General features: G+C 44.4%; 16 protein-coding genes. 4 read left to right on the top strand and 12 right to left on the bottom strand.

Annotated elements, in window-relative coordinates:
- Window positions 1–62: 62 nt before the first annotated feature.
- Window positions 63–545: a hypothetical protein gene (locus tag AAAA78_RS02400; protein WP_340590123.1), complete on the bottom strand. Its 483-nt coding sequence runs from the start codon at window positions 543–545 to the stop codon at window positions 63–65.
- Window positions 546–672: 127 nt separating this feature from the next.
- On the opposite strand from AAAA78_RS02400, the gene AAAA78_RS02395 reads away from it, so the two are divergent.
- On the top strand, window positions 673–1,491 hold the full coding sequence (locus AAAA78_RS02395) for a LysR family transcriptional regulator (protein ID WP_340590122.1): 819 nt from the start codon (window positions 673–675) through the stop codon (window positions 1,489–1,491).
- Window positions 1,492–1,497: 6 nt separating this feature from the next.
- On the opposite strand, the gene AAAA78_RS02390 is transcribed toward AAAA78_RS02395, so the two are convergent.
- The 3 genes from AAAA78_RS02390 to AAAA78_RS02380 form a co-directional block, all read right to left on the bottom strand.
- Window positions 1,498–2,097 (bottom strand): hypothetical protein, encoded by a 600-nt coding sequence (locus AAAA78_RS02390; RefSeq protein ID WP_340590121.1) that lies wholly within the window; start codon window positions 2,095–2,097, stop codon window positions 1,498–1,500.
- A 103-nt stretch (window positions 2,098–2,200) separates the two neighbouring features.
- Window positions 2,201–4,450 (bottom strand): hybrid sensor histidine kinase/response regulator, encoded by a 2,250-nt coding sequence (locus AAAA78_RS02385; protein WP_340590120.1) that lies wholly within the window; start codon window positions 4,448–4,450, stop codon window positions 2,201–2,203.
- A gap of 59 nt (window positions 4,451–4,509) precedes the next feature.
- On the bottom strand, window positions 4,510–6,291 hold the full coding sequence (locus tag AAAA78_RS02380; RefSeq protein ID WP_340590119.1) for a hypothetical protein: 1,782 nt from the start codon (window positions 6,289–6,291) through the stop codon (window positions 4,510–4,512).
- Window positions 6,292–6,512: 221 nt separating this feature from the next.
- Here AAAA78_RS02380 and AAAA78_RS02375 point away from each other — a divergent pair, with 221 nt between their 5' ends.
- A complete protein-coding gene (locus AAAA78_RS02375; protein ID WP_295900077.1) occupies window positions 6,513–6,902 on the top strand; it encodes a hypothetical protein in 390 nt (129 codons plus the stop codon).
- A gap of 55 nt (window positions 6,903–6,957) precedes the next feature.
- On the opposite strand, the gene AAAA78_RS02370 is transcribed toward AAAA78_RS02375, so the two are convergent.
- From AAAA78_RS02370 to AAAA78_RS02345, 6 genes are all read right to left on the bottom strand, one after another.
- Window positions 6,958–7,212: a hypothetical protein gene (locus AAAA78_RS02370; RefSeq protein ID WP_340590118.1), complete on the bottom strand. Its 255-nt coding sequence runs from the start codon at window positions 7,210–7,212 to the stop codon at window positions 6,958–6,960.
- On the bottom strand, window positions 7,212–8,558 hold the full coding sequence (locus AAAA78_RS02365) for a DUF3373 family protein (protein ID WP_340590117.1): 1,347 nt from the start codon (window positions 8,556–8,558) through the stop codon (window positions 7,212–7,214). Before AAAA78_RS02365 ends, AAAA78_RS02370 begins: the two co-directional genes overlap by 1 nt.
- A gap of 216 nt (window positions 8,559–8,774) precedes the next feature.
- Window positions 8,775–9,173 carry a 30S ribosomal protein S9 gene (gene rpsI / locus AAAA78_RS02360; protein WP_295900080.1) on the bottom strand — a complete coding sequence of 133 codons (399 nt, stop codon included), beginning with the start codon at window positions 9,171–9,173 and terminating at the stop codon, window positions 8,775–8,777.
- 12 nt (window positions 9,174–9,185) lie between these two features.
- Entirely contained in the window at window positions 9,186–9,626 is a 441-nt protein-coding gene (rplM, locus tag AAAA78_RS02355) for a 50S ribosomal protein L13 (protein ID WP_367276354.1), read from the bottom strand.
- Window positions 9,627–9,739: 113 nt separating this feature from the next.
- Window positions 9,740–10,528: a tRNA pseudouridine(38-40) synthase TruA gene (gene truA / locus AAAA78_RS02350; protein WP_340590116.1), complete on the bottom strand. Its 789-nt coding sequence runs from the start codon at window positions 10,526–10,528 to the stop codon at window positions 9,740–9,742.
- Between the two features lie 29 nt (window positions 10,529–10,557).
- Window positions 10,558–11,193: a L,D-transpeptidase family protein gene (locus AAAA78_RS02345; protein WP_340590115.1), complete on the bottom strand. Its 636-nt coding sequence runs from the start codon at window positions 11,191–11,193 to the stop codon at window positions 10,558–10,560.
- Window positions 11,194–11,373: 180 nt separating this feature from the next.
- Here AAAA78_RS02345 and AAAA78_RS02340 point away from each other — a divergent pair, with 180 nt between their 5' ends.
- Complete coding sequence (locus AAAA78_RS02340) at window positions 11,374–11,643, top strand: hypothetical protein (protein WP_340590114.1); 270 nt, start codon at window positions 11,374–11,376, stop codon at window positions 11,641–11,643.
- A gap of 62 nt (window positions 11,644–11,705) precedes the next feature.
- On the opposite strand, the gene AAAA78_RS02335 is transcribed toward AAAA78_RS02340, so the two are convergent.
- Both AAAA78_RS02335 and AAAA78_RS02330 read right to left on the bottom strand, forming a co-directional pair.
- The gene (locus AAAA78_RS02335) at window positions 11,706–12,728 is read right to left on the bottom strand and encodes a hypothetical protein (RefSeq protein ID WP_340590113.1); all 1,023 of its coding nucleotides are present in this window, start codon (window positions 12,726–12,728) and stop codon (window positions 11,706–11,708) included.
- Window positions 12,729–13,490, bottom strand: coding sequence for a DUF4423 domain-containing protein (locus tag AAAA78_RS02330; protein ID WP_340590112.1), 762 nt, complete (start codon window positions 13,488–13,490; stop codon window positions 12,729–12,731).
- Between the two features lie 178 nt (window positions 13,491–13,668).
- Here AAAA78_RS02330 and AAAA78_RS02325 point away from each other — a divergent pair, with 178 nt between their 5' ends.
- Entirely contained in the window at window positions 13,669–14,160 is a 492-nt protein-coding gene (locus AAAA78_RS02325; protein WP_295900086.1) for a hypothetical protein, read from the top strand.
- Window positions 14,161–14,162: the final 2 nt, after the last annotated feature.

Below are 14,162 nucleotides of genomic sequence, written 5' to 3'. Positions count from 1 at the left end.
AAACTAAAAAACCCTAGTAAGAAATTACTAGGGTTTTTTTATACTTCATTTCCGCACGAAGTTTATCTAGACATTTCTCCGCTACAGGAAGGGTATCCCTTCGAATCAGTGACAACCTCGTCGCGCTCAATAGTTACCTCGACACGTCTGTAAGAGCTTGAACCCACGCCCATTTCTCCTGTGTTTAAGGTGAATCTAGAAACCGTCATCACTTCCACATCACCGTTAAAATTTCGGAAAACCAATGTTAGATTGTTAGCCAAGCAACTAAGTCGACCATCTTTAGCCCATGAGCAGTTTTCTTTGGGCATACTCATATCAAGTCTATTAAATGCTTTTTCCGGCGGCAGCCCTAGTTTATCAGCAAGCTCCAAGCGATCTGCATATCCAGCGGCATCAAGACGCAAAAATATTTTCCCGTCCGTTTGCTTCGCCGAAAAGATACTAAAGTACCTGTCGCGGCAGTTCATAAGGTTGGTTTCAGTTGCATTGGCCACTGAGAACATCGTGCTGAGCAGAAGTACAGAAAAGATAATTTTTTTCATTTTAATAGTCCTTCTTAAAATTTTTTCGAAACCTGAAAAGAACCTATTTGAAATTATTGTATAAGTAAAATATGGATAAACTTATAACATATATAGGTAAATACTTATGAAATACAGACTGAACGACATGAGAAACTTTGTGGAAATGGCCTTGTGTGAAACCATTGTTCAATGCGCAAATAAGCTGGAAATCAGTCAGCCAGCCCTGTCAGAGAGCCTTAAACGCTTGGAGCATGATCTTGGTTGCACGCTATTTTACAGATCAAGAAGCGGCATCCAACTTACGCCGACAGGAAAAATAATGTTAAACAAGGCGCAGACAGCCCTGCGTGCTTTGTCAGATTTGGATATTGCGACAGACAAAGAAAATATATTCGCAGGCAGGACAATCATTATCGGCTGTCATGCCACAGTTGCCCAATACTCAATACCGAAAGCTTTAAAACATTTAAAGTCTGTGGCTCCTGATTACAAGATTGAGCTGAGACATGACCTTTCACGCAACATCCAATCCGAGATTCAAAAAGGGACCATTGATGTAGGGATTGTCATAAATCCTGTCCGTGTCCCTGATCTGGTTATTACTCCGATTGCAACAGACGTGGTTGGAGTGTGGGCTCATAAGAGTTCAAAAAATCTGGACACTATTATTTGCAATCCAGATCTCTTTCAAACGCAATCCATTTTAAAGAAATGGAAAGATAAACCTCGCAATATCATTTCAACAGAAAGCTTGGAGCTTATTTGCAGACTTGTTAATGAAGAAATTGGATTTGGTATTCTACCGGAAAGAGCCGTTCATTTATTTTCAGGACCGCTAAAACAGCTTGAGAAATTACCGGTCTATAAAGACGAAATTGCCCTCGTGTACAGACCGGAATTTGGAAAAGTTCCTTCGGAACGTCTTACTATTGAAGCCTTAGGAAAAGGCTTGATGAATTCGTGATTCAGATTATTCGCAATCCATCTCTGTCCAGTGTTGCTTTACGTGAGAAACGTAAGCCTGAAACACGTCTGTGAGAGCGCCGCACAGATCTTTACGGCCGCGACCGCAGGAATCTTGCTCTTCACCTAAGTTCACGCGTTTTTCATTCACAAACAACGAAGCATAACCTGGTTGATATTTCATCGCACAGATTTGATCTTCCGCTGGAGCCGAAGCAGCACAGATGTTTGCACCACCGAGAATTGTTTTAAGCTCTTGCAAGCTTCCTGAATCCAAACAACGTTTTTGCAAAACAGCGTTGGAGTCATCCATCAATTGAATAGAACCGGATTGCAATGAAATCACCAAACGATAAGGAGTCACAGGGGATGCTTTTTGGGCAACAGAGCCGTCTTCAGAAATATTTGGAATTTCAACATAGGTTACTTTGCCGGCTGTGGATACCGAAGATCCACCTGTGGAAGAATCTCCGTTTGAACTTTGCGGAGGAAGATTGACGGAAACGTCACTCGCCGCAAGATCCAATGACTGCATCTGATTCTGAGCACAGTTTTGGAATCCCAAAACGAGACACAATGTCGCTACGAGTGCCAAGACTCTTTTCACAATTCCCCCCTGATTTCACGTCTCGTAATGAATAAAAGCAATATCCATTCCGGGCTCAGACCTACGTAATATCGGGATAACCTGTTATAAACTTAACGCTGTATTAAGAGTTTGCAGGAGCTGTCTCACCTTGAGGAAGACAGTATTTTTGAACAAGCTCCACCACCGTTTGCTTGCGCACGGGCTTGCCACAGTGTTCATCGGCTCCGGCATTGAGACTTTTCTCAATATCTTCCATAAAACTATTCGCCGAGATCACAATCACCGGTGTTCGCGTTCGATTCTGCATGCGTTCCAAATCGCGAAGCTTGCGAATGGTATCAAGGCCCGAAATGCGCGGCATTTGGACATCCATGAAAATCAAATCATAGTGATTGCGTTCCCACATTTCCAAGCACTCATAACCGCCATACACAGAATCCACGATCACGAACTCAAGCTTTTTCATATAGGCCTTTAAGAGCATGTGATTTTCATCCATGTCATCGACAATCAAAACACGGCGAACCATCACCCCGGCTTCACGGGCCGGCTGCTGCACAGGAGGCGCCGCAATTCGCGTGGTCCAACGCACATTCCAGGGCTCTGCTTTACGGCTTTTCATAAGGATTGAAAAATAAAACTTCGATCCTAGATATTGCTGACTTTCACAGTGCAACTCCCCGCCCATCAGTTGCACGACTTTCTTGGAAATGCTTAAGCCTAAACCCGTGCCACCAAAACGGCGAGTCACCGAAGAGTCCTCTTGCCCAAACTCATCAAAGATCTTTTGCATATTTTCTTGAGCGATACCAATCCCCGTATCTTTCACCTCGAAAAGAAAATATTCATGATCTGCATCGTTCCCCGGAAAAGGCTTCACTGTAAGTTCAATGGTGCCCCGATCTGTGAACTTCACGGCATTACCCAAAAGATTCATCAGCACTTGTTTTAAGCGCAAAGAGTCGCCAACAATCCAACGATCTTGTTCTGGTCCATTAAAATGAAATTGCAAAGCTTTGCGCAGAATCGCAGTTGAAACTAACGCCTCTACTTCACGAATTAAATCACTGAGCAAAAACTCACGACTTTCCAATTGCATCCGACCGTATTCGAATTTTGAAAAATCCAAGATATTATTGAGCATGCTTAACAAAGTATCGCCGGCACTTCTTAAAGCGCCCAGAAGATCTTTTTGTTCACCGTTAAGAGGAGTTTCTTCCAGTAATTCTGCTGATCCCAACATCGCATTTAGCGGCGTGCGGATCTCATGGCTCATTGTCGATAAGAACAAGGACTTTGCTTTGGTTGCCGCTTCAGCTTTATCGCGAGACTCACGAAGTTCTTCTAGAACCGATTTATCCTGAGTCACGACATATTTGCCTGTGAGCCACACCATCAGCGTTAAAAAGAAATACGCCGTCAAAGCCACAAAACCAAAGAACACCAAACGGAAATACAAGCCGGAATAGGCTTCCGTTTTTTCCTGGTAGATAATCATATGCCAAGGACGTCCCTTAAGAGGTTTTGAATAAGTGAGATAAGTCTTTCCATCGGCTCCGGGAAAATCCTGAAGTTTCTGTCCCTGAATATTAAATATTTTTTGCACAATTGTCGGCATACGGCGGAATTCATCTTTCGTGAATGCCCGAAGATATTTGTATCCCACCAAAGGAAGATCACGAGCAATCAGTGGCAGCACCGGACGACCGTGACTATCGACGATAATAACTCCACCGGTGTCACCTAAACGGAATGAACCCAGACGGTGCGCGATATCGCTGGCCAAGGTATCAATCCCGACAACGCCCTCAAGTTTTCCATCGGAATAGATCCCCATGGTTGTGCTAAACATGACTTTTTCCATGTAGCCTTTGTCGAAATAAAAATCCGAAAAATTCACTCCCGGGTGGCCATCGTTCATAGCCCACCATTGCGCCTCGGGATCCGTGTAATAACCAGGCTCAGGAAACTGTTCAGAAACGAAATAATGAGGGTCATTGTATTTCGGATTCGCAAAGAGAGAGTAATCCCTATGCACCACATAGACGTAAGAACTTTTGCCAAAATATTTTTTGGCCAGTTGCGGAGCCAAAGCAAAGTACGCGTTAAACTGCGTTGAGTGTGGGGCTATCGTTGAAGCGGCGAAGTTTCTAAACTTTTCTACACGGGCCGACGCGGGCATAGCTTCGAAAAGATCCACCATGCTTTTTAATTTTTGAACGTTCGCCTCAAGAATAAAAATATCCGTATTAAGACGATCGACTTCGCGAGAAAGTGCGGGCTCCATGCGCTCGCGGATAGCTCTTTGTTCGGAAATAAACAAATGCGTGCCGTACACTCCTATCACCAAAAGGAGAATCAGAGTTGTCACCAACTGATTGAGCCAAAAAATGTGGACCAGTGTCAGCCTTTGTTTCATCGATCCCGCAATTAGAAGTTAATACCTGCGCCGATAGTTCCAAAGAACGTCGTCAGCTTCGCGCCAGAGCCATCCGATTTTTTTTCAAAGTAATAATTCTTCGAACCAAAACCCGCTTCACCAAAAAATCGGGGTGTCCACATCACCTTTCCATGAAAGTTGATGACGTAATCGTTACCCAAAGAGATGTCGCTGTCTGTGGAAGAAACGTATTTAATAAACTCCATATCCACCCACTTCGGATAGTTCATAAACGGAATTTTGCTAAACCAATAATCCAACACGCGTGGCATGGAGCGGGCCCAGAAAAGACCTACACCTGTTTTTGGAACGGTCAAATCACCGACTTGCATGGATTCGTAAGCTAAAATCAAACCCACCGTTTCATCTTTTTCCCATAGGCCCGGCTTAAAACGGTAACGCAGATCCGCTTGCGCTACTTTCAGATCGACGTCTTCACTTGAACCCGTGTCGTCGGAAGCCGGAAGCTTCGTGATTGATGTGAAATAACGAGCGCTCACGCCCCATCTTTGTTTTGAAAGATAGTAATTTTGCCAACCAAAGACGTCGTTAAACCACCAAGAAACGTGTCCTTCACCCAACATCACAAAGTCACTGCCGCTGGTAAGAACCCCCGTCAAACGCAAACTCGCCTCACCCGCGCCACCGCGATAAATGTCCAAATAAGATTTGTGCGTTACTTTTTCACCTGGAACTTCAAGGAAGGCCGTGTTCATCGCAAATTTTTCGGGCGCCGAAAACTCCCAGACCTGCAAATGATCTTCAGCGTCTTTAACCGTCATTTTGTCCTTCGCCGAATAAGTTCCCAGCAAAGATTTATCAGAAATATAACGGCGGTCTTTCTGTCGAGGAGGATCCGTGATTTCCAAAGCATAACTGAAAACCCCTCCGGATTTTCCAGGCAGGATCAAACGCGCATTTTTTTGAACAACGTCGGCCTGCCACAAATCACGAGAAGCTCCGATGGTGCTTTCAAAACCCAAAAATTTTGTGACCTTGCTGTAGTCATTGCCAGGAAGAATCTGCGCTTCCGCTTTCAGTGGAGCAGGAAGTTCCCCCGTGAGAGTCACCTGACCTTCTTTTTCGGATTCAATCATATCTTTGATAACAGGAGAAATTGGTTCAGAAACGAATTCATAAGTAGCATTATTATTCAGTGTCGCTAGAAACTGAACTGGGGCACCAACAGCGACTTCCTCGATACCTTTTAATTTCTTTTCTTCATTTTGAATAATCACGCGAGCCGTGGCTTCTGATTTAGCCGGACCCATTTGCATACTGGATTCTTTGATCTCGATTCCGTACCATTGTGTGCAGAGACTTGAATAACCTTTTTCGATTTCAGAACGCAGACAGAAACGAAAGTGCTCGCCATCTTTCCATTGCGGCGCTTTTGCTCCTTTTAGATCTTTAAACGACCAGACACCCGTACCTTCGGCCTTCTGTTTCCACAACTCTTTTCCCTGCTGGTTGATGATTGTGATCTCGCCACCGGGAACTAATTCCTGATTCCACGTGAAATTCAAAGCTTCATTTTCCAATCGTGCTGAAAAAGAATCGGCATCGAAAATAAGACCGTTGATTTCCAGTGATTTGCCTTTAGATTTTTTTAAATCGTAGTCGACTTGCGGATTTTTGATTTTTAATTCTTGATCCATCACCGCAAAAAATAGTGGCTTTGAATACTCCGGATATTTTTTCTCTGGAGTTTGCGCAAAAGCGAAAGATAACCCGAGGCTGATGCAAGTCAAAGTTGCGAATACTACGTTCACAGTTAGCGTTCCTTTTTATCTATTCTTAACAATCAGAATAACCGCCAAATAAAGCTCTGTCCGTTAAATCACAATGAATCAGACTTTGTGCTAGCAAAGAATATGCGTCCATTTTTCCGGGAATTTCCACCCTATCACCCGATAGTGCGATGCATTTGCATTGCCTCACAGTCCAGCGTGAAATAGCCTCCCTACCGTTTGACACCTAATGGAGGGTTTTCATGAAAAAGCTTATCGTAGCAGCTTTGGTTCTTATCGGTTCTTCTGCAATGGCAGACACAACAGTTTTGAAATGTGTAGTTCCAGAAAGTACTTCTGTGAGCTTGAACATTGATCTTGCTGACGATCAATCAGCAGATTTCGTTATCGTTTCTTTGAATGAAAAGAGCGCTCAATCTGTGTTCTTCTCTCAAATGGATAAAGGCACTGTAGCGGCGCAAATCCAAAACGGTTTCTTGAATCTTTTGGCTTTGACTGACAAATCTTCTCAAGAAGATGGCGTTATCAAAAACACAGGTTTCTTGGGCTTGGGTAAAGAAGCCGACGGTTCTTTCGGCGGCTTCCTTGCAGCTAACGGAAACATCTACCCACTTTCTTGCACAACAAAATAATTTTTTGCTAACAAGAAAAACGAAAAAGGCTCCTCACAAGGGAGCCTTTTTTATTCTATCTTCCGATCACCGCACCGGCATTGGATTTCAAGCACTGCACTTTGCATTTCTCGTCAACGCTGACAAGAGTTCCCGGGATACACGTAAGATAAAGCGGACGTATCAACGACAAAGCCTGTTGATGGTTCACATGTTTAGAACATTGTTTTTTCATAACATCTTGAACAGACTCGACCTTTCCAGCATACGCCGGAGATTTTAAAGACAGCAAAGCCACAATAAGAAAAATAAATCGGACGATTTTCATCATTAGAAATCCGTCCTTAAACTGAGGTACAAAGTTTTCACTTCGCGATCAGAAGACACAACCGGACCAATGAAGGTCGGTAAATTTGAAAACTGCTGCCAGCGAAATCCCGCACGGACCGTTGCAAAGTCCATCCATTTTTTCGTGAAATAAAAGTGATGACCAACTCCATTGGTGCGATAAAAGCGCGTCAAGTCTTCATCGGCCGAAGAAAAATAGAGGGAATTCTTAGAACCCTCTAACCACTCATAACCTGTTGCCCACTGATCTTTTCTATAACGCAAAGAAATCAAGGCAACATGTCCATTGAGCGTGTCGGAATTTTTCGTCGTTCCAAAACCAGTGCCCGGTCCGTTGAAAAAACCGTCGCTCTCTGTTTGATTGAAAGTGTAGTTTAAAGAAATATCAAAATTTCCACGATCAATTCCTAACATCTCCACAGAGGCTGTGGCTGCACGAGAAGTGATACTTAAATTGGAAGTGCCCGCACCTGATGAAAACGGCAGATTAGAAAACTGATAGGCCTGCAGAATAAATCCAAGCTCTTCCGTAAAAGATATATTTTTTGAAGAGTAATCCGACTGCAGCGCCACCAAATCAATCAACGTGTTTAAAGAAGTTCCCGTCGGAACTCCCGCATTGGTGTCAGATTTAGGAGGATTGAGATTTTCATCATTCGCCCCTGCTCGTCCGCCGTTCACATCACTAAAAGGCGTGTATAGAGCACGCAGCGCCCACTGATTCCCCTCAGACAATTGCGAATCCAGGCGATAGGTCAAAGCCGCGCCATCCAAAGGAGAGTTGTAATTCATTAAAGGATAAGTCCCCTGACGTGGTCGTATATCCCAATAATTTGTCGGAGAGCCATGCACCGTGGGAAGACGACCTACCGATAACGTCCAAGCACTTTGCGCCGGAGATAAATCCACATACGCACGCTCAAGATAAATCGCAGACCCCGTATTCCCGTAGGCAACATCCAAGTCATCATTGAATACACCGTCAGATCCTTGCTCTCTCCAACGATTGAAAAACTTTGTCGCCGTCGTGCGCGAGTAAACTTTGATCTGCGGACTGACCTCTGCATCCGCATTCAAAGAAAAACGCAAATGCCAATAGTCCAAACCCTTGTGATCTTTCGCGACGGGATAGGTTTCTTTAACGGCGATATCATTGTAGGAACTCACCAGAGTTCCACTGAAAGAAAAGTAGTTCAGAGTTTGATTGGCTTCGAGTTCCGCAAGTCTTTGTTCAACACTTTTCGCAGGCGCGACAGACGTCATCACCGCTGGCTCTTGCGCCAGGCAAATACTGCTAAGAATGAAAGTGAAAACAAAGATAACTTTCACGATGAACCCCTCCCCTTCGGGATTAACATTGTGAAAGGTTCGAATCAATCAGAGGAAAATTACAATTCGGAAAGACAAACAGAAGGAAAGAAAACACAAAAATGCCAGGAGGGCATTTTTGCGCGCAGCCCGCGAAGCGGGTTTGGGCCACGATGGCCCAAACAAAAAAAGGGAGCTGTTTGCAGCTCCCTTTTCTTCTCCGAAAACTCGAAACGATTAACGTTTAGAGTATTGGAATCTACGACGAGCGCCGGCTTTACCGTATTTTTTACGCTCAACCATACGAGGATCACGCATAACGAATCCAGCTTTCTTCAAAGTACCTTTGAATTCAGCGTTGAATGCGATCAATGCACGAGTGATACCCAAACGGATTGCACCAGCTTGTCCAGACTCACCACCACCTGAAACAGTGATTTTAGCGTCGAACTTGCCAAGTTGGCCCAATAGATCAAGAGGCTGTACGATCACCATGCGTGATTGCATACGGCTCAAATAATCATCAGATTTTTTTCCGTTGATTGTGATTGTGCCTTTACCAGGCTTCAAGAAAACGCGCGCTGAGCTCGTTTTTCTTCTTCCAGTTGCATAATAGAATTTATCTGCTGCTGCCATTGTCTACTCCGATTACTTCTTAGTAGGAAGTGTGTAAAGAGCTGGCTTTTGAGCAGCATGAGGATGCTCAGCACCAGTGTACGCCTTCAATTTCATGATAACGTGACGAGAAAGCTTGTTTGTAGGAAGCATTCCGCGCACAGCTTCGTGCATGATGAAAGTAGAATCTTTCTCTTTTGCTTGAGCTGCAGTCATCTCTTTCAAAGAACCGAAGAAACGAGAGTGACGGAAGTACTTCTTGTCATCCCATTTAGTTCCAGAAAGCTCCATTTTGTCCGTGTTAATAACGACAACAAAGTCACCAGTATCAACGTTTGGAGTATAGATAGGCTTGTTTTTACCACGAAGAATGTTAGCAACAGTTGTAGCTACACGACCCACTTTTTGGTCAGCGGCATCAACGATCCACCATTTTCTTTCAACTTCATCTGCTTTTGCATTGAAAGTTTTCATTATAAAGGTCTCCAGTTTCATTTGAACGCAGCAGTTTTACCGTCTGTGCATTCGGCAAAAATATGTTTGAGTTTAACAACGGGCTCTTACACTATTTTGCGGGAAGGGATGTTTTAAAGTTCTATACACCGGTTGTCAAGGTCCTGAGGATAATAAACTCTCATCAAATAAAGACCCTGCGCGGGCGCCGGAGGACCGGCCTGACGGCGATCCATGGCATTGATTATCTCTGCCATTTTACTAGGGTTTTCGCCTTTACGCTCCAGCATTAACGACGTTCCCACGATATTGCGAACCATTTGCTTTAAAAAGCCATCTCCGGTGATATCGAACTGCAAAACATCGGGACGACGCCATTTCCAGTCGGCCTGGAAGATCTCGCGGACCGTGTCTTTAATAGGCGTACCGACCGATTGAAAGCTCTTAAAGTCATGATTTCCCAAGAGAAATTTAGAACTCACCTGCAGATGCTCAAGGCTCACGTCCTTACGAACCCAATCGGCATAGCGGTTCATGTGGGCGCTGGGACGAGGGCGGTTCAGAATCAAATAACGGTAAGTCTTGTGAGTCGCCGACAGGGTTGCATGAAACTCTTCGGGAGCAATCCATGCCCTTTTCACGACAATAGAAGGAGGCAGATGAGAGTTCAGGGCCCAACAAATGTCCCATTTCTTAGCGGGATCAATCTTGCGATGCGTAGAAAAGTGGCAGACTTGGTTTAGCGCATGAACCCCGGCGTCCGTGCGACCCGAGGCAAAAAGCGTGATCTTTTCGTTAAAGACTTTCTCTAAAGCCTTCTCGATCACGTGAGCCACTGAAATTTGGTCTTCTTGTTTTTGTTTCTGCCAGCCGCAGAACCCGGTCCCGTCATAGGCGACGGTAAAGCGCACTTTTGTAGTCATGGCCGGAAGGTACCAGCTTCCCTTTGTCTCTACAAGGTACCAGGTACCTTTTTCTCCTCCGGAGCTTGGGGCTGATGCTGAACTGAAGATTTGCAGATCTCAATCGCAGTACCTACATCGACAACGGAGTAAATCTCACGAATCTCTTCGTTTGTGACGGCCATACAGCCTGCTGTCCAATTGTATGGATGGAAGCCTTGAACGAATCTTAAGAAATCCGGTCTGTCAGGATTTGGAAAACCGTGAACCATGATATTGCCGCCTGGAGATTTTCCCTTTGAGCGCGCGTATTCCGTATCGGCTTTGTTTGGATAAGAAACGTGAAGGCTTAGGTAGTAAGCGCTTTGTGGATTTTTACTATCGATATAGTAAATGCCTTCAGGAGTTTTTTGATCTCCTTCAAACTGTTTGTGACCATTAGGTTGAAGACCGAACGCCACTTTGTAAGCCTTAAGAACCACATCGTCTTGAATGAGGTAAAGATCCTTGCGATCCTTAGAAACCAGAATGCGATCCACTTTCTTTTTGTCTTTGATGAAGCGGCTGAACTGATCGGTGTTCAAATGAGGAAGAGTATCGACGCGTTTGATGTCGTCGCAGTAATGAGTTTCAGCCAAAGCCGTAGAAGCCACCACAAAACTTAGAAGAAAGAATAATGTTTTCATGAGAGCAGAATTTACAGGTCTTCGAGGGTTCCCACAATAAGGCCCTCGCGGAACGGGAAATAAGGAAAGGATTGTCAAAAGAGTAGACATGAAACTTTTCAGGGTCCCTTGACGAAAGAGAGCTCTCATCGTACTTCTTGCCATCTTTTTTAAAAACCTAACCCTTTTAAGGAGTACCTCATGAAAGCATTTATCGTAGCTATGATGTTAGTTGCTGGTCCTGCAATGGCGCAAATCAACGTACAAGACGAAACTATCAGCTCTCGTCCAGACGATTTCGAAGTTGAATTCTTAAGCTGGTGTGAAGACAACAAAGTTATGGGTCAAAACTATTCAACGGGCGCTGTTGAACTTCGCGCTGATTGCTCTCCTCAAGGTTTGACTTGCAAGACATACAACATCTTCCGCATGAACAGATCTATCTTCACTGCTGCTTGCGTAGAAAAATAATTAAACTTTTAAAGTTTAAAAAACAAAAAACCGCATGAGTTCTTCATGCGGTTTTTTTGTTTCTACCAGGTCTGTAGAGGGTTCAGAGGCAGGCGGATGATTTTCCACCAAGGATCTTTGTACTGATCCACGCCCAAAGAGTCTTTGATATAGATCCATTTTCCCGTTGATGATTTCACCATACGGAACGTGATATTGATTTTTGAATCATTGTTGCGAATAAAAATATTCGTCTTATAAACGCAGTTGTTCGACACATTCCCCGTGATCATCACACTCAGAGTGTCATCTTTTTCTTTAAACTTAGACCAGTGCACGTTGTGCAGGATCGAAGCCTGAGGCTTTTTATTTAAAAGCTCCAAGTCTGGAATCGGCAAGATCGGAATTGGAACTGTGATACCGACACAAGCGACGGCTTCTTTGTATTCTTCGCTAATATCGATCACGTCATCACCGACGTTCAAAAGAACTTCCGGGAAAGATGTTGTGAGGTTCGGATTAAACACTGTCGCAGAAATTTCAGAGTTCCAAGGAATCAATGGCGTGGAAATAAATTTTTGCTGAAGAAGCAAAGACACTCTGACACCCAATAAATCCAGCTCTTCGTGAGTGTAGTTTCCATAGTGGTGACCCATCTCGTGAACAAGGATGGCCACAGCTTCGGGGATAGAAACGGGATCGTAACCTTCGGCTTCACTCTTCGTGTAAAGAAGATCTGAGTTGATATAGATCGGGCTTCCGACAGTGCTTCCTGTTTTTGCCACACGAACAAGGCCGTCAATAATGAACGAACCTGGAGCGTTTTTCTCAGAGGCGAAGATCAGTTGCTTGCTCGCCTTTTCTAAGGACATATGATCGTAGATCTCTTGCAAAAGGCCGCGCTGACGTTCTGTCAGTTTGCAGGAATCCGTCTTTAAGCAGATCTGAATGTACTTATCGAGTTTTTCGTAAGCATAGAAAACGTTTTTCTCAGCGATACCGCCGCCGTTATTTACCAGATCTCCGCCGCGCAAAATTCTCGCGTTGGCAGATACGGCTGAGACACTCACGATCAGGCTCAGGATAAGAGCGTTCAACTTCGTCATTTAGTCCTCCGATTCTTTCTGAAGTTTAGTAAGAGGAAACAGTTGAAAAGAGAGCGTATAGACTTCAGAAACTTCGCCTTCTTCTAGCAAACTAGCTATTTTTTTACGAGTCTTTAGTAGGATTTCCTTGGCCTGTGGCAATTTTTCCGGGTTCACGGCCATGGTCACAGAGCCGAATTCCCGCGTATTGACGGGATCTCGGTGTAATGATTGCTCTGCTAAATGCAAATTCTGATTGTGATGCTTTCTAATAGCCGCAGACGGAATTTCATTAGAAGTTGTTAATGGTTTTACTGTGCGCTCCATACGCCCGCGCACTTTTTTAATGAGCTCCAATCTAAATAGACGCTCTAACGCCACTTCAGCTTCTTCTTTCTTTATATTAAGTCGTTCCGCAATCCATTCAGGCTTCGCAGAGTTTGTTTTCAACTTTGCTAAATTGAGGATCGCAATATAATGCCAGTCTGCGATCAGACGAAACGTGTCTTCATCAAGCATGGTGCGGTCGTCGACTTCCGTGCGCGCCGCCGTTTCTTTATAGTTTGCCCAGATCTGCTCTTTTACTAGAGGAGAAATCAAAAGTTTCTCCATCACTTTTTGCACATTGGATTTAGAGAGAGATCTTTTTCCAGCAAGCACATCTGAAAGACTTGTCACGCCGACATCTAAATCGCGGGCAAACGCACGGATGGAATAAGCGGAATTGCGCATCTGTCTTTTTGCTAATTCTTGGATTAATAAATTTTTTACAGTCATTTCCATGCCGCATTACTAGCCCAGACACTGTTTAAATGCAAGCCCTCGGGACAGATTGTCCCGTTTTAAAATGTCGGGACACTATGTCCCGATCAGGGTCTAGACAGGTTGGAACGCTTGAATTACTTCTAGTCGTGTTCCGAGATACGAAAAAATAAAAACAACCTTTTAAAGGAGAACGAAAATGAAAAAACTATTTGTAGCAATCGCGTTGGTATTGGGTGCAGCACAAGCTCAAGCATACACAGCTCCAGCATGGGCATGTAACTTGGGCTTCAAAGGAACAGCTCACGGTTTCAAAGTAATCTTGGGTAAATATTCTTATGAAGGCCGCGGTGATTTGAACTGCGTGAGCCTCACTGGTCAAACTGCTCACTACCCTGTGACAGTATCGATGAAAGCAGCTCCGCTTTCTCCACAGGTCGCAATCGGTCGCATGGAATTGACAGGTCAAGCGGCAGAGATCGCATTGTTTGACAGCAACCCAGAATCTATCTTGGGCACATACTATGTGGCACAAGCTCAAGGTGCGGTTCTTGGTGGCGTTGGTATCATCACAGCGACTCGCGTAGACCTTCCAGAAATGGCTTTGAAAGTGTCTTTGCAATTTGCAAAAGGTCTTGGTGTAAACCTTGGTATCAACCGCATGGAAATCGCGCTTGATCAATCTCGCTAGTC

It is taken from the genome of Bdellovibrio sp. BCCA, from assembly GCF_037996825.1.
Lineage (GTDB): Bacteria > Bdellovibrionota > Bdellovibrionia > Bdellovibrionales > Bdellovibrionaceae > Bdellovibrio.
The sequence above is the reverse complement of the archived record's forward strand: the minus strand, read 5'-3'. Positions and strand labels throughout refer to the sequence as shown.